This window comes from Paracoccus binzhouensis, assembly GCF_016446475.1.
GTDB classification, from domain to species: domain Bacteria; phylum Pseudomonadota; class Alphaproteobacteria; order Rhodobacterales; family Rhodobacteraceae; genus Paracoccus; species Paracoccus binzhouensis.
On the sequence record NZ_JAEHFP010000030.1, the window covers coordinates 1 to 14,230 of the forward strand.

A 14,230-nucleotide genomic window follows, 5' to 3' on the forward strand; every position below is an offset into this window, starting at 1 on the left:
GCCAGCCGCAGCGGCTCGATCGCCGCGGCGAAGGAGACCAGGGTGAAGCGGTCCAGAAGCAGGAAGACGTAGCGCTGCGCAGGCGCCGAGGCGGGGTCGGGGGGCGAAGAGGGGGCGGACATTTCTGCACCAGGGTTGGGCCGTGAGGGTTGGACCGTGCCGGCGGGGCCGGGCAGCACCGCCGGGAACGGTTCAGCGCGGCCGGTCTTTCAGCCCGCCGGTATGCGGGTCGATCTCCTCGAAATGGCCATGCACTTCGATATCGTCCAGAAGCCCCTTCCACAGCGAGCCGCAAAGCCCCACCATCACCACGAGGAACGGCGCCGCCACGATGATCGAGGCGGTCTGCAGCCCGTCCAGCCCGCCCATCACCAGCAGCACCGAGGCCGAGGCGCCGGCCAGCAGGCCCCAGAGCACGACGATGCCGGCGCGCGGATGCGTGGTGCCGTGCGAGGACAGCATCCCCATCACCACCGAGGCCGCATCGGCGCCCGAGACGAAGAAGATCGCCACCAGGAACATCGCCACCACCGAGGTCAGCCCGGCCAGCGGATATTGCTCGAGCAGCGCGAAAAGCGAGACCGGGGCGCCCTGCCGGGTGATCGCCTCGATCAGGCCGCCGGGGCCGCCGAGCTCGGAGAACAGGGCGCTGCCGCCCATGACGGTGAACCAGACGAAGGTCACGGCGCTGGGGATCATCAGCACGCCCACGACGAATTCGCGGATGGTGCGGCCGCGCGAGATGCGGGCGATGAACACGCCGACGAAGGGCGCCCAGGAAATCCACCAGGCCCAGTAGAAGATGGTCCAGCTGGCCAGCCACTTGCTGTCGCTGAAGGCCGAGGTGCGGAAGGACATCGACACCAGGTCGCCGAAGTAATAGCCCAGCGATTCGATCAGTGTGTCGAGGATGAAGACGGTCGGGCCGAGCAGCGCCAGGAACACCAGCAGCAGCACGGCGATGACCATGTTCATGTTGCTGAGGAACTGGATGCCCTTGCCCACGCCCGAGACCGCCGACAGGATGAACAGCACCGACAGCACGGCGATGATGGTCAGCGCGATGGTCGCGGATTCCCCAGTCCCCCACAGGTAGTTCATGCCGCTGTTGATCTGCTGCGCGCCTAGGCCCAGCGAGGTCGCGGTGCCGAACAGCGTGGCGATGATCGCCAGCACGTCGATGGTGCGCCCGATGGGCCCGTGCACGCGGTCGCCCAGAAGTGGATGGAAGGCGCTGGAGACCAACGTCGGCAGGTCGCGGCGATAGCTGAAATAGGCCATGGCCAGCCCGGCCATCGCATAGATCGCCCAGGGGTGCAGCGCCCAGTGGAAATAGGCGTATTGCATGGCGACCAGCGCGGCGTCCCGGGTCTGCGGCTCGGCCAGGCCGTGCGGCGGGGTGCCGAAATGGCTGATCGGCTCGGCCACGCCCCAGAACATCAGCCCGATGCCCATGCCGACGCTGAACATCATGCAGACCCAGGAGCGGGTCGAGAATTCGGGTTTCTCGTCGTCATGGCCCAGCTTGATGCGGCCGAAACGGCTGAAGGCCAGGAACAGGGCGAAGGCCAGAAAAAAGGCCGTGGAAATGACGAAGCTCCATCCGAAGACCCGGATGATCCAGTTCAATGTGGCCGTGGCGATGGCGGCCAGGCTGTCGGGGGCAAGCACGCCCCACGTCACGAAGCCTCCGGCGATGGCAATGGCAGGCCAGAAGACGCCGGTGTTGATTCCCCTCTCGGGTGTTGTCTGCATATGCGATCTCCTCCGCAGTCTCCTCCAGGACTCGTCGATGCTTCCGGCGCGGTCGGCGGAAGCCCGTCAGGCTTGCGGCCGCGCCTCAGGGGCCGCGCAGCGTGGCCGGCGGCAGCCAGCCGGATGCGACCTGGCGCTTGTGCGCGGTCAGCGCATTGCGCATCAGCATGGTCACCGTCACCGTCACCGTCACCGTCACCGTCACCGGACCCGCGCCGCCGGGGACCGGGGTGATCCAGCCTGCCACCTCGCGCACTCTGTCGGTGTCGACATCGCCAAGGATCGGCAGCGTGACAGCGGGGGCGCCGACCTGGTTGATGCCGATGTCGATGACCGCGGCACCGGGCTTGAGCATCTCCGGCCCGATCAGATGCGGCTTGCCCACCGCCACGACCACCACGTCGGCGCGCCGCGAATGCATGGCGACGGAACGGGTCATGTGATGGCAGACGGTAACCGTGGCGCCCTCGGCCATCAGCAGGAAGGCGGCGGGCTTGCCGACGATCTCGGAATGGCCGATCATCACCAGCTCGAGGCCGCGCAGGTTCAGCCCGGTCTCGCGCAGCAGTTCCACCGCCGCCGCGGCGGTGCAGGGCGCCAGCGCCAGGTCGTCATAGACGATGTTGCCGATCGAGGCCGGGTTCATCCCCGCGACATCCTTCAGCGGATGGATCGCCGCTTGCAGCGAGCGGACATGGATATGCGCCGGCACCGGCCGCTGCAGGATGATGCCCAGCACCCCGGGATCGTCGTTCAGCGCCGCGATTCGGCGCTTGCATTCCTCCTGGGGGATGTCGGCGGGCCAGAGTTGCTGTTCGAAGGGCAGGCCGGCGCGTTCGGCGCCGCGGGCCTGGTTGCGCACATAGACCTCGATCCCGGGCGACGGACCGATCGAGACCGAGAGCAGCCGGCCGACCGGGCGGATCGCCTTTTCGCGCGCGAACGCGGCGCGCAGTTCCGCCAGGATGCGGGCCTGCACGGCCCGGCCGTCGATGAGGCGGTGATCGTGGCGGTCGGGCATCAAGCGGTTTCTATCCTGGTCCTGGTCCGGCTTTGCTGCGGCGGCTGCGAACCGCCCTTGGCTCAGGCGAGCGCCTTCCGGCACGAGGATGGGATATGCGGGCGGCGGTGAAGCGCACTCAACCGACATTCCGGGCGACAAAAGCGTCGTCCGGTGATGCCGCGGCGGCGGCCGGCGCGGGTTTGCGCGCGTGGCCGCCTGCCGGGCTTCCCGCCGTGGCGGCCCGAGGTGGATTCCTTGCCGGCTTGCGGCGCAGGGCGTATGAATCGCGGCCGGTGCGCCATGCGGTCCCGCGCGGTCGGCATGGCGCACCGGCTATGCGGGGGCAGGGGAAAGATGCGGGAACTGGACGAGCTGAAGGCGCGCGGCGATGCCGGCAAGGCGGCCGGGATGGCGGCCTATCACAAGGCGCTGCGGGTCTATCTGGGCGTCGCCGTGCCCGAGATCGACGCGCTGGCCCGCGGCTGGCGCGAGGGCAGGGACGTGCCCGAGCGGGTCGATCTGGCGCGGCGGCTCTGGGACAGCGACGTGCACGAGGCGCGGATCGCGGCGGCGAAGCTGCTGACCCAGGCCCGTATCCGCCCGGACGAACAGGTCTGGCGGCTGATCGCCGGCTGGGTGCCGCAATTCGACGCCTGGGCGATCGCCGATCACGCCATGAAGGCCGGTGAGCGGCGGCTGCTGGCGGAACCGGCGCGGCTCGACGAGGTCGAAGCGTGGCTGGAGCACCCGAGTCTCTGGGTGCGGCGTGCCGCCCTGGTCGGCACCTTGCCCTGGACCCGCATCCGCAACCCCAAGCCGCAGGACCTGGCGCGGCGCGAGCGGGTGCTGTCCTGGCTCGAACGGCTGGCCGATGACCGCGAATGGTTCATCCAGAAGGCCATCGGCTGGTGGCTGCGCGACCTGTCCAAGCACGATCCGCAGCGCGTCCGCGAGTGGCTGGCGGCGCATGGATCGCGGCTGAAACCCTTTGCCCGGCGCGAGGCAGGCCGCTGGCTGCCCGAGAACCGCAAGGGTGCGCCGGGCGGCGATCAGTTGCCATAGACCTCGAGCGTGGGCAGGTCGGTCAGGCTGACGCCGATCAATTGCAGCGCCGGCAGCGAGACCTGGCTGCCGCCGCTGGCCGGGCCGCCCATCGGGATCAGCCGCACCTTGGCGGATCTGCCGTTCGCCGGGTTCACGATGCGGCCGTCGGATTCGGATTTCGCCAGCGGCGTCTTGATCCAGAAGCCCGGCTGTGACGGATCGCCAAGCGAGGCGATGGTGGTGCCGAGCCGGCGTTCCCCGGTGGTCGGTGCGGCCGCCGCCGCGGCCTTCTGTTCGCGCGTCGTGGTGTCGAATTCCGCCGCTGTGCGGGCGGCGGGCGCGGGGGGCGAGGCGGTGCTGAGCGTCTTGCCCGGCGTGCGCGGCGCGGTGCCGGTCAGGACCGGGCCCGAGATCACCGGCTGGCCGGTCGCGGGGTCGATCATGCCGTCCATTACCCGGCCGGCGGGCGCATCCCCCGTCTGCGGGTTCTGGGTGCAGGCGGCCAACGTCAGCAATGCCAGCGCGCCCAGAAGGCGCAGGATCGGCTTGGTCATGGGCGGTTCCCCTCGTCTTGCCGGTGGCGATCGGGGTCGAGGCTAGACCCGCCGGCGCCCCTCTGTCCACCCGAGCTTCCATTCGTGGTTACGACAGTATTAACGGATCGGCCGGCTTGTGCCGATGCGGGCCCCATCCTATCTTTGCGGCATGGACGCGCAGGCCCCGCTGATAGACCCCTTTGCCAGGCCGATCACCTATCTCCGGGTATCGGTGACGGATCGCTGCGATTTCCGCTGCACCTATTGCATGGCCGAGCACATGCAGTTCCTGCCCAAGCGCGACCTGCTGACGCTGGAAGAGCTGGACCGGCTGTGTTCCGCCTTCATCAGCCTGGGCGTACGCAAGCTGCGCGTGACCGGCGGCGAGCCCTTGGTGCGGCGCAACATCATGGAATTCTTCCGCGCCATGTCGCGCCACCTGGGCGCCGGCCTGGACGAATTGACGCTGACCACCAATGGTAGCCAGCTGGCGCGATTCGCTGGTGAACTGGCCGATTGCGGCGTGCGGCGGGTCAATGTCTCGCTGGACACGCTCGATCCCGACCGCTTCGCCCGGATCACCCGCTGGGGCCGATTGCCGCAGGTTTTGCAGGGCATCGAGGCCGCGAAATCCGCCGGCATGCGGGTCAAGATCAACACCGTGGCGCTGAAGGGCTTCAACGAGGACGGGCTGTTCCGCCTGGCCGACTGGTGCGCGGCGAACGACCACGACCTGACCTTCATCGAGGTCATGCCCATGGGCGAGATGGGCGAGGAGCAGCGGCTGGAGCAATACCAGGCGCTGTCCGACCTGCGCGCCCGGTTGGCGGAACGCTTCACCCTGGTGCCGCTGGCCGAGCGCACCGGCGGTCCGGCCCGCTATGTCCGGCTCGAGGAAACCGGGCAGAAGATCGGCTTCATCACCCCGCTGACGCATAATTTCTGCGAAAGCTGCAACCGCGTCCGCGTCACCTGCACGGGCGAGCTGTTCATGTGCCTGGGACAGGAGGACCGTGCCGACCTGCGCGCGCCTTTGCGCGCCAGCCCGGACGACGCGCCGCTGCGCGCGGCCATCCGCGAGGCCATCACCCGCAAGCCCAAGGGCCATGATTTCGACTATTCCCGCCGGCATGTCGCCGGCCAGGTCAGCCGCTACATGAGCCATACCGGCGGCTAATAGCTGGCCCCGTCCACCGCCTTGCTCTTCAGCGCGCGCGGATCGACCCCTTCCAGGCAGTTGACGTTCACCGCCACCATCTCGACCCCGTCCGGCCCGGTGCCGAAGGCATAGGCTTCCACGCCGCAGGCCGGGCAGAAACGGTGGTGGATCTGCTTGCGGTTGAACAGGTACTCCGTCACCGGCCCGTCGCTGGTCAGGTGGAAATCCCCCCGCGGCACGAATGTCAGCACGAAGCCCAGCCGCCGGCAGCGCGAGCAGTTGCAGGTGAAGGTCTGGTCCAGATCGGCCTCGACCTCATAGGCGACGGCGCCGCATTGGCAGCTGCCCTGGTAATGCTGTCGACTCATCGGTGCCTCCCATGTCGCGACTCACCGGCATGGTGGGGCAGGGCGGCCGGGGTCGCAAGCGGAAATGTTCCCCAGTTGTTCTGTTTCGGGTTGCCATTTCGGCGCGGATGCCTATCTCATGCGCTTGGCGGAATCAGGACTGGCGCGATGGAACAGAAGTTCATCGAGGTTCGCGGCGCGCGCGAGCACAATCTGAAGAACGTGGACATGGACATTCCCCGCGACAAGCTGGTGGTGATCACCGGCCTGTCGGGCTCGGGCAAGTCCAGCCTCGCCTTCGACACCATCTATGCCGAGGGGCAGAGGCGTTATGTCGAAAGCCTGTCGGCCTATGCCCGGCAGTTCCTCGACATGATGGGCAAGCCGGACGTGGACCATATCAGCGGCCTGTCCCCGGCGATTTCCATCGAGCAGAAGACGACCAGCAAGAACCCGCGCTCGACCGTCGGCACGGTGACCGAGATCTACGACTACCTGCGGCTCTTGTTCGCCCGCGCCGGCACGCCCTATTCGCCGGCCACCGGCCTGCCCATCGAGGCGCAGCAGGTGCAGGACATGGTGGACCGGGTGATGGAGCTGCCCGAGGGCACGCGTGCCTATCTGCTGGCGCCCATCGTCCGCGACCGCAAGGGCGAATATAAAAAGGAGTTCCTGGAGCTGCGGAAGCAGGGTTTCCAGCGCGTCAAGGTCAACGGCCAGTTCCACGAGCTGGACGAGCCGCCGGTGCTGGACAAGAAGTTCCGCCACAATATCGACGTGGTGGTGGACCGCATCGTCGTGCGCGCGGGCATGGAGACGCGTCTGGCCGACAGCTTCCGCACCGCGCTGGATCTGGCCGACGGCATCGCGGTGCTGGAAACCGCCGGGGGTGGGCCTGGGGAAGAAAAAGGCGCGGGCGAGCCCGAGCGCATCACCTTCTCCGAGAATTTCGCCTGCCCGGTCAGCGGCTTCACCATCCCCGAGATCGAGCCGCGGCTGTTTTCCTTCAACGCCCCATTCGGGGCCTGTCCGGTCTGTGACGGGCTGGGGGTCGAGCTGTTCTTCGACGAACGGCTGGTGGTGCCCGATTCGGCGCTGTCGGTGGCGCAAGGGGCCATCGCGCCCTGGGCCAAGTCGAAATCGGCCTATCTGACCCAGACCATCAACGCTCTGGCCAAGTTCTACGGCTTCGACAAGAAGACGCCGTGGAAGGACCTGCCGGAATCGGTGCGCCAGATGTTCCTGCGCGGCTCGGGCCAGGACGAGATTCCCTTCCGCTTCGACGATGCCGGCCGGGTCTACGAGGTCACCCGCCAGTTCGAGGGGGTGATCCCGAACATGGAGCGGCGGCTGCGCGAAAGCGACTCGGCCTGGGTGCGCGAGGAGTTCGAGAAGTACCAGAACAACCGCCCCTGCGGCGCCTGCGAGGGCTACCGGCTGAAGCCCGAGGCGCTGGCGGTCAGGATCGCGGGCGCGCATATCGGCCATGTCACCGAACTGTCGATCCGCGAGGCGCTGGCCTGGGTCGAGGCGGCCCCGAAGCACCTGACCAAGCAGAAGAACGAGATCGCCGCCGCCATTCTCAAGGAGATCCGCGAAAGGCTGGGCTTCCTGGTGAACGTGGGCCTCGACTACCTGACGCTGTCCCGCGCGGCGGGCACGCTGTCGGGCGGCGAAAGCCAGCGCATCCGGCTGGCCAGCCAGATCGGCTCGGGCCTGACCGGGGTGCTTTACGTATTGGACGAGCCCTCGATCGGCCTGCACCAACGAGACAACGACCGGCTGCTCGGCACGCTCAAGGGGTTGCGCGACCAGGGCAATTCGGTGCTGGTGGTCGAGCATGACGAGGATGCGATCCGCCATGCCGATTACGTCTTCGACATGGGGCCGGGCGCCGGCGTGCATGGCGGCCAGGTGGTCGCCAGGGGCACGCCGGCCGAGATCGCCTCCAACCCCGACAGCCTGACCGGGCAGTATCTGTCCGGCGCGCGCGAGATCGCGGTGCCGGCCGAGCGGCGCAAGGGCAATGGCAAGGCGATCAAGGTCATCGGCGCCACCGGCAACAACCTCAAGAACGTCACCGCCGAATTCCCGCTGGGCAAGTTCGTCTGCGTCACCGGCGTCTCGGGCGGCGGCAAGTCGACGCTGACCATCGAGACGCTGTTCAAGACCGCGAGCCTGCGGCTTAATGGCGCACGCCAGACCCCGGCGCCCTGCGAGACGATCAGGGGGCTGGAGCTGCTGGACAAGGTGATCGACATCGACCAGCGGCCCATCGGGCGCACGCCGCGTTCCAACCCGGCGACCTATACCGGCGCCTATACCCATATCCGCGACTGGTATGCCGGCCTGCCCGAGTCGAAGGCGCGCGGCTACAAGCCCGGCCGCTTCAGCTTCAACGTCAAAGGCGGCCGCTGCGAGGCCTGCCAGGGCGACGGCGTCATCAAGATCGAGATGCATTTCCTGCCCGACGTCTATGTCACCTGCGAGACCTGCAAGGGCAAGCGCTACAACCGCGAGACGCTGGAGGTCACCTTCAAGGGCAAGTCCATCGCCGACGTGCTGGACATGACGGTCGAGGACGCGCAGGAGTTCTTCAAGGCCGTGCCCTCGATCCGCGACAAGATGGATGCGCTGGTCGAGGTGGGGCTGGGCTATATCAAGGTCGGCCAGCAGGCCACGACGCTCTCGGGCGGCGAGGCGCAGCGGGTGAAGCTTTCCAAGGAGCTCAGTCGCCGGGCGACCGGCAAGACGCTGTATATCCTCGACGAGCCGACCACCGGCCTGCATTTCGAGGATGTGCGCAAACTGCTGGAAGTGCTGCATTCCCTGGTGGACCAGGGCAATACCGTGGTGGTGATCGAGCATAACCTCGACGTCATCAAGACCGCCGACTGGATCATCGACATCGGCCCCGAGGGCGGCGACGGCGGCGGCCGCATCGTTGCCACCGGCACGCCCGAGGAGGTGGCCAGGATCGAGGAAAGCCATACCGGCCGCTACCTGGCGCCGATGCTCGGTGCCGCGCGCAGCCGGGCGGCGGAATGAGTCCGGTCCTCTGGCAGCGGCTGGAAGGTGCGGGGCTGGGGCTGGGCGGGCTGCTGGTCGCGGCGCTCGCCTCTCCCGGCTGGGGGGTGCCGGCCTGGCTGGCGATTCTGCTGGCGCCCGACCTGTCGATGTTGGGCTATCTGGCCGGGCCGCGGGCGGGCGCTGCGGTTTACAACCTGATCCACCTCTATGCGCTGCCCTTCCTGCTGGCGGCGGCGGGGGTGGCGCTGGGGTCGACCGGGCTGATCGCCGGCGGCGGGCTGTGGCTGGCCCATATCGGCATCGACCGGGCGCTGGGATACGGGCTGAAACGGCCCACGGGCTTTCGCGACACGCATATCTGGGTCGCATCGGCCGCGAAAGCTGAGTAAAATACCTTGAAAATCCGGCGCGAAAAGCTGTGATTTTGTCGCCTCCCGGGCCTTGCAAAGCCGGCATGACGCGGGGTCCGACCGTTGACCATACCGGCGACCGGGGCTAAACGGGCGTCAGCCAAACCCATCGCGGGGCGCCAGTCGGGTTCCTGCGAGCGAAAGGGAGCCCAACCCAGTGGAATATCTGCTGCAAGAATACCTGCCGATCCTGGTTTTTCTGGGAATGGCCTCGGGCCTTGCCATCGTGCTGATTCTGGCCGCGGCGGTCCTGGCCGTCCGCAACCCGGACCCGGAAAAGGTCAGCGCCTATGAATGCGGCTTCAACGCCTTCGACGACGCGCGGATGAAGTTCGACGTGCGCTTCTACCTGGTGTCGATCCTGTTCATCATCTTCGACCTCGAGGTGGCCTTCCTGTTTCCCTGGGCGGTCAGCTTTGGCAGCCTGACGGACGTGGCCTTCTGGGGTATGATGCTGTTCCTGGCGGTCCTGACCGTGGGCTTTGCCTATGAATGGAAGAAGGGGGCGCTGGAATGGGCGTGATGACTTCCGGCCTGCAGACCGGCCCGAACACCGCGGGCGCCGACCGCGACGTCGCGACGGCCGAGTTGAATCGCGAGTTGCAGGACAAGGGCTTCCTGCTGACCACGACCGAGGACATCATCAACTGGGCCCGCAACGGCAGTCTGCACTGGATGACCTTCGGCCTGGCCTGCTGCGCGGTCGAGATGATGCAGACCTCGATGCCGCGCTACGACCTGGAGCGTTTCGGCACCGCGCCGCGCGCCAGCCCGCGCCAGTCGGACCTGATGATCGTCGCCGGCACCCTGACCAACAAGATGGCCCCGGCGCTGCGCAAGGTCTACGACCAGATGCCCGAGCCGCGCTATGTCATCAGCATGGGCAGCTGTGCCAATGGCGGCGGCTATTACCATTATTCCTATTCGGTGGTGCGCGGCTGCGACCGCATCGTGCCGGTGGACATCTACGTCCCCGGCTGCCCTCCGACCGCCGAGGCGCTGCTCTACGGCATCCTGCAACTGCAGCGCCGCATCCGGCGCACCGGCACGCTGGTGAGGTGAGCCATGTCTGACGAAGCCCTGCTGGAACTGGTCGAGCACATCACCCTGCGCCGCGAAAGCGACGTGATCTCCACCCAGGTGGCCTTCGGCGAGTTGACGGTGAACGCGACGCTGTCGGGTGTGATCGGCCTGATCGAGTTCCTGCGCAACGACCCGAATTGCCGCTTCTCGACGCTGATCGACATCACCGCCGTCGACTACCCGGCGCGGCCGGCGCGCTTCGACCTGGTCTATCACCTGCTGTCGATGTATCAGAACCAGCGCATCCGCGTGAAGGTCCAGGTGCGCGAGGACGAGCTGGTCCCCAGCCTGACCGGCGTCTTCCCCGGCGCCGACTGGTACGAGCGCGAGGTGTTCGACCTGTTCGGCATCCTGTTCTCGGGCCATCCGGACCTGCGCCGCATCGTCACCGATTACGGCTTCCGCGGCCATCCGCTGCGCAAGGATTTCCCCACCACCGGCTATGTCGAGGTGCGCTGGAACGATGTCGAGAAGCGCGTCGTCTACGAGCCGGTGAAGCTGGTGCAGGAATATCGCCAGTTCGACTTCCTGTCGCCGTGGGAGGGCGCGAAATACGTGCTGCCGGGCGACGAGAAAGCCCCGGAGGCGAAGAAGTGAAACCCGGCCTGACCCCCGGTGCCCGCGCCCGCTTCCGCATGACGGTGGCCGAGGGCGATACCGTGCGTGCGCTGTTCTCGGACCGGGGCGCATTTCCGCAGATGCCGGCGGTCTTCGCCACGGCCAAGATGGTCGGGCTGATGGAATGGGCCTGCGTCGAGCAGCTGCGCCCCTATTACGAGGAAGGCGAGGATTCGCTGGGCGTGCATGTGGACGTGGACCACAGTGCCCCGACCCTGCCCGGGCAGGAGGTGACGGTCGAGACCGAGGTCGAGGAGATCGACGGCCGCTTCATCTGGTTCCGGGTCGTGGCCCATGACGGCATCGACCGCATCGGCGCCGGCCGGCATCGCCGCGCGCTGATCGACACCGCGAAATTCAACGACCGGCTGGCCGCCAAACGCGCCAGGGCCGGGCTGGAGGGATGACCATGGACGGCGACATCCGCAAGAACATCTATGACGACGGCTCGGTCGACGCCCTGACCGGCGAACAGAGCATCCGCAACTTCAACATCAATTTCGGCCCGCAACACCCGGCCGCGCATGGCGTGCTGCGCATGGTGCTGGAGCTGGACGGCGAGATCGTCGAGCGCGCCGACCCGCATATCGGCCTGCTGCACCGCGGCACCGAGAAGCTGATGGAAAGCCGCACCTATCTGCAGAACCTGCCCTATCTGGACCGGCTCGACTATGTAGCGCCGATGAACCAGGAGCATGCCTGGTGCCTGGCCATCGAGCGGCTGACCGGCACGCAGATCCCGCGCCGCGCCAGCCTGATCCGGGTGCTCTATTCCGAGATCGGCCGCATCCTGAACCACCTGATGGGCCTGACCACCGGCGCGCTGGACATCGGCGCCCTGACCCCGCCGCTCTGGGGCTTCGAGGCGCGCGAGGAGCTGATGGTCTTCTACGAGCGCGCCTGCGGGGCGCGGCTGCACGCCGCCTATTTCCGCCCGGGCGGGGTGCACCAGGACCTGCCGCCGGACCTGCTGGACGATATCGAGGAATGGTGCGAGCGCTTCCCCAAGCTGGTCGACGACCTCGACACCCTGCTGGTCGAGAACCGGATCTTCAAGCAGCGCCTGGTCGGCATCGGCGTGGTGACCGAGGAGGACGCGCTGAACTGGGGCTATACCGGGGTGATGGTGCGCGGCTCGGGCTTGGCCTGGGACCTGCGCCGCAGCCAGCCCTATGAATGCTACGACGAGTTCGACTTCCAGATCCCGGTCGGCACCAATGGCGATTGCTATGACCGCTTCCTGTGCCGCATGGCCGAGATGCGCGAATCGACCAGGATCATGCAGCAGGCGATCCAGAAGCTGCGGGCAGAACCCGCCGGCGACGTGCTGGCGCGCGGCAAGCTGACCCCGCCCAAGCGCGCCGACATGAAGCGCGACATGGAAAGCCTGATCCACCATTTCAAGCTTTACACCGAGGGCTTCAAGGTTCCGGCCGGCGAGGTCTATGCCGCCGTCGAGGCCCCCAAGGGCGAATTCGGCGTCTATCTGGTCGCCGACGGCACCAACAAGCCCTGGCGGGCCAAGCTGCGGGCGCCGGGATTTGCGCATCTGCAGTCGATCGACTGGATGTCGCGCGGCCACATGCTGGCCGACGTTCCGGCGATCATCGCCACGCTCGACATCGTTTTCGGAGAGGTTGACCGCTGATGCTGCGCCGTCTGTCCCCCATCCAGCCGGACTCGTTCGAGTTCACGCCCGACAACCTGGAATGGGCCCGCGCCCAGATGACCAAATACCCGGAAGGCCGCCAGCAATCGGCGATCATCCCGGTGCTGTGGCGCGCGCAGGAGCAAGAGGGCTGGCTGTCCCGCCCGGCCATCGAATATTGCGCCGACCTGCTGGGCATGCCCTATATCCGCGCGCTGGAAGTCGCGACCTTCTACTTCATGTTCCAGCTGCAGCCGGTCGGCTCGGTCGCGCATATCCAGATCTGCGGCACCACCACCTGCATGATCTGCGGCGCCGAGGACCTGATCCGGGTCTGCAAGGAAAAGATCGCGCCCGAGCCGCATGCGCTGTCGGCCGATGGCCGGTTCTCGTGGGAAGAGGTCGAATGCCTGGGCGCCTGCACCAACGCGCCCATGGCCCAGATCGGCAAGGATTTCTACGAGGACCTGACCGCCGAGAAGCTTTCGGCGCTGATCGACCGCTTCGCCGCGGGCGAGGTGCCGGTGCCGGGACCGCAGAACGGCCGCTTCTCGGCCGAGGCCCTGGGCGGACCGACCGCGCTGGCCGATCTGAAGGGCGGCGAGCCGTATAACGGCAGCGTGGCGCTGGCGGTGCGGCTGGGCGACACGGTCAAGCGCATCGACGGCACCGAGGTTCCGATCACCACGCCTTGGCTTGGCGCGGAAAAGCGCGCTTAATTCACGAAGGCGGAGAGAAGTCCGATCACGATGGAACGGGTTGAGTGCAACAGGAACTGCTGGATCTCGGCGGCTATCGCCGGGGTCTTGGTGCTGTTGTCCGCCTCGGGAATCGGTGATCTGCACTGGCTGGCCGGGCTGTTCCTGGGCGTCGTGACCTTCGTGCTGTTCGGCGCGCTGATGGTCTGGCTGCTCTGCGAGGGGCAACCCGAGCCGCTGCCGCCCTTCGTGCCGGTGATGCCCGAGGATCTGCAGCGCCGCCAGCTGGACAGCCAGCCCGAGGCGCTGCTGGTCTCGGCCCTGCTGCCCGAGCAGCCGACGGCGGCGCAGTTGCCCATTGACAAGGCCATGCCGGCCGGGGCGGGCGCGGCGGCGGCCGACGACCTGCGGCGGATCAAGGGCATCGGTCCCAAGATCTCGGACTGGCTGCAGGAGAATGGCGTAACGCGCTATGCGCAGATCGCCGCCTGGGACGCCCAGACTTCGGCGGCTTTCGCGCAGCGCATGGGCCGGATGGGCAGCCGGATCGAGGCCGACGACTGGGTCGGCCAGGCGAAGCTTCTGGCGGCGGGGGGCGAGACTGCCCATTCGCGCCGCGTCGATACGGGCGAGGCCGGCTGATGGCCCGCCCCGCGAAACAGGACCCGGCGCAGGGCCAGGCGGCCGATGCGCGGCAGATGCGGCTGGTGGCGGTGGTGATCGCCGTCACCATGGCGCTGTGGCTTGGGGTGCAATGGCTGGGGGGTCAGCAGGACTGGCCCGCGAAATACGCCTTTCTCGCCGATCTGGCGGCGATTGGGGCCTTGATCTGGTCGCTGTTGGTGACCTGGCGGATCTGGCGGCGGCGCAATGCGTCCTCGCAGGGACAAGGATAAGAC

Annotated in this window: 15 protein-coding genes and 1 pseudogene; 12 read left to right on the forward strand and 4 right to left on the reverse strand. The window is 67.5% G+C overall.

From position 1 onward, the window contains the following. Positions 1–192: 192 nt before the first annotated feature. Both I9P22_RS09320 and I9P22_RS09325 read right to left on the reverse strand, forming a co-directional pair. Positions 193–1,755 (reverse strand): BCCT family transporter, encoded by a 1,563-nt coding sequence (locus tag I9P22_RS09320; protein ID WP_199259213.1) that lies wholly within the window; start codon positions 1,753–1,755, stop codon positions 193–195. An 85-nt stretch (positions 1,756–1,840) separates the two neighbouring features. Further along, positions 1,841–2,776 (reverse strand): bifunctional 5,10-methylenetetrahydrofolate dehydrogenase/5,10-methenyltetrahydrofolate cyclohydrolase, encoded by a 936-nt coding sequence (locus I9P22_RS09325; protein WP_199259214.1) that lies wholly within the window; start codon positions 2,774–2,776, stop codon positions 1,841–1,843. Positions 2,777–3,112: 336 nt separating this feature from the next. On the opposite strand from I9P22_RS09325, the gene I9P22_RS09330 reads away from it, so the two are divergent. Beyond that, positions 3,113–3,820 carry a DNA alkylation repair protein gene (locus I9P22_RS09330; protein ID WP_199259215.1) on the forward strand — a complete coding sequence of 236 codons (708 nt, stop codon included), beginning with the start codon at positions 3,113–3,115 and terminating at the stop codon, positions 3,818–3,820. On the opposite strand, the gene I9P22_RS09335 is transcribed toward I9P22_RS09330, so the two are convergent. After that, the gene (locus I9P22_RS09335; protein ID WP_199259216.1) at positions 3,808–4,356 is read right to left on the reverse strand and encodes a hypothetical protein; all 549 of its coding nucleotides are present in this window, start codon (positions 4,354–4,356) and stop codon (positions 3,808–3,810) included. The two genes, I9P22_RS09330 and I9P22_RS09335, sit on opposite strands and share 13 nt — an antisense overlap. A 124-nt stretch (positions 4,357–4,480) precedes the next feature. On the opposite strand from I9P22_RS09335, the gene moaA reads away from it, so the two are divergent. Then, positions 4,481–5,515, forward strand: coding sequence for a GTP 3',8-cyclase MoaA (gene moaA, locus I9P22_RS09340; RefSeq protein ID WP_199259217.1), 1,035 nt, complete (start codon positions 4,481–4,483; stop codon positions 5,513–5,515). Here the strand turns inward: moaA and I9P22_RS09345 are convergent. Beyond that, a complete protein-coding gene (locus tag I9P22_RS09345; protein ID WP_199259218.1) occupies positions 5,512–5,865 on the reverse strand; it encodes a GFA family protein in 354 nt (117 codons plus the stop codon). The genes moaA and I9P22_RS09345 overlap by 4 nt on opposite strands. Before the next feature lie 147 nt (positions 5,866–6,012). Here I9P22_RS09345 and uvrA point away from each other — a divergent pair, with 147 nt between their 5' ends. The 10 genes and pseudogenes from uvrA to I9P22_RS09395 all read left to right on the forward strand — a co-directional run bounded on the left by uvrA (position 6,013) and on the right by I9P22_RS09395 (position 14,227). Then, a complete protein-coding gene (gene uvrA / locus I9P22_RS09350) occupies positions 6,013–8,892 on the forward strand; it encodes an excinuclease ABC subunit UvrA (protein ID WP_199259219.1) in 2,880 nt (959 codons plus the stop codon). Next, positions 8,889–9,263 (forward strand): DUF4260 domain-containing protein, encoded by a 375-nt coding sequence (locus I9P22_RS09355; RefSeq protein ID WP_199259220.1) that lies wholly within the window; start codon positions 8,889–8,891, stop codon positions 9,261–9,263. Before uvrA ends, I9P22_RS09355 begins: the two co-directional genes overlap by 4 nt. 178 nt (positions 9,264–9,441) lie before the next feature. Next, positions 9,442–9,807: an NADH-quinone oxidoreductase subunit A gene (locus I9P22_RS09360; protein ID WP_199259221.1), complete on the forward strand. Its 366-nt coding sequence runs from the start codon at positions 9,442–9,444 to the stop codon at positions 9,805–9,807. After that, positions 9,807–10,346, forward strand: coding sequence for a NuoB/complex I 20 kDa subunit family protein (locus tag I9P22_RS09365; RefSeq protein WP_199259249.1), 540 nt, complete (start codon positions 9,807–9,809; stop codon positions 10,344–10,346). Before I9P22_RS09360 ends, I9P22_RS09365 begins: the two co-directional genes overlap by 1 nt. Positions 10,347–10,349: 3 nt before the next feature. Next, the gene (locus tag I9P22_RS09370; RefSeq protein ID WP_199259222.1) at positions 10,350–10,964 is read left to right on the forward strand and encodes an NADH-quinone oxidoreductase subunit C; all 615 of its coding nucleotides are present in this window, start codon (positions 10,350–10,352) and stop codon (positions 10,962–10,964) included. Continuing rightward, complete coding sequence (locus I9P22_RS09375; protein WP_233253297.1) at positions 10,961–11,392, forward strand: thioesterase family protein; 432 nt, start codon at positions 10,961–10,963, stop codon at positions 11,390–11,392. The genes I9P22_RS09370 and I9P22_RS09375 overlap by 4 nt, the downstream gene beginning before the upstream one ends. Before the next feature lie 2 nt (positions 11,393–11,394). Then, positions 11,395–12,633 carry an NADH-quinone oxidoreductase subunit D gene (locus I9P22_RS09380; RefSeq protein WP_199259223.1) on the forward strand — a complete coding sequence of 413 codons (1,239 nt, stop codon included), beginning with the start codon at positions 11,395–11,397 and terminating at the stop codon, positions 12,631–12,633. Then, positions 12,633–13,334 (forward strand): annotated as a pseudogene (nuoE, locus tag I9P22_RS09385) (NADH-quinone oxidoreductase subunit NuoE); the annotation flags it as partial. The gene I9P22_RS09380 and the pseudogene nuoE, both read left to right, overlap by 1 nt. A 48-nt stretch (positions 13,335–13,382) precedes the next feature. Next, positions 13,383–13,973: a hypothetical protein gene (locus tag I9P22_RS09390; RefSeq protein WP_199259225.1), complete on the forward strand. Its 591-nt coding sequence runs from the start codon at positions 13,383–13,385 to the stop codon at positions 13,971–13,973. Beyond that, positions 13,973–14,227 carry a DUF5337 domain-containing protein gene (locus I9P22_RS09395; protein ID WP_199259226.1) on the forward strand — a complete coding sequence of 85 codons (255 nt, stop codon included), beginning with the start codon at positions 13,973–13,975 and terminating at the stop codon, positions 14,225–14,227. The genes I9P22_RS09390 and I9P22_RS09395 overlap by 1 nt, the downstream gene beginning before the upstream one ends. Positions 14,228–14,230: the final 3 nt, after the last annotated feature.

Bases quoted from the DNA above. Each gene is read 5' to 3' on its own strand.
- I9P22_RS09395 (WP_199259226.1), top strand. From the start codon at position 13,973: ATGGCCCGCCCCGCGAAACAGGACCCGGCGCAGGGCCAGGCGGCCGAT.
- I9P22_RS09355 (WP_199259220.1), top strand. From the start codon at position 8,889: ATGAGTCCGGTCCTCTGGCAGCGGCTGGAAGGTGCGGGGCTGGGGCTG.
- uvrA (WP_199259219.1), top strand. From the start codon at position 6,013: ATGGAACAGAAGTTCATCGAGGTTCGCGGCGCGCGCGAGCACAATCTG.
- I9P22_RS09390 (WP_199259225.1), top strand. From the start codon at position 13,383: ATGGAACGGGTTGAGTGCAACAGGAACTGCTGGATCTCGGCGGCTATC.
- I9P22_RS09345 (WP_199259218.1), bottom strand. From the start codon at position 5,865: ATGAGTCGACAGCATTACCAGGGCAGCTGCCAATGCGGCGCCGTCGCC.
- I9P22_RS09370 (WP_199259222.1), top strand. From the start codon at position 10,350: ATGTCTGACGAAGCCCTGCTGGAACTGGTCGAGCACATCACCCTGCGC.
- I9P22_RS09380 (WP_199259223.1), top strand. From the start codon at position 11,395: ATGGACGGCGACATCCGCAAGAACATCTATGACGACGGCTCGGTCGAC.
- I9P22_RS09335 (WP_199259216.1), bottom strand. From the start codon at position 4,356: ATGACCAAGCCGATCCTGCGCCTTCTGGGCGCGCTGGCATTGCTGACG.
- I9P22_RS09320 (WP_199259213.1), bottom strand. From the start codon at position 1,755: ATGCAGACAACACCCGAGAGGGGAATCAACACCGGCGTCTTCTGGCCT.
- I9P22_RS09365 (WP_199259249.1), top strand. From the start codon at position 9,807: ATGACTTCCGGCCTGCAGACCGGCCCGAACACCGCGGGCGCCGACCGC.
- I9P22_RS09330 (WP_199259215.1), top strand. From the start codon at position 3,113: ATGCGGGAACTGGACGAGCTGAAGGCGCGCGGCGATGCCGGCAAGGCG.
- I9P22_RS09325 (WP_199259214.1), bottom strand. From the start codon at position 2,776: ATGCCCGACCGCCACGATCACCGCCTCATCGACGGCCGGGCCGTGCAG.
- moaA (WP_199259217.1), top strand. From the start codon at position 4,481: ATGCGGGCCCCATCCTATCTTTGCGGCATGGACGCGCAGGCCCCGCTG.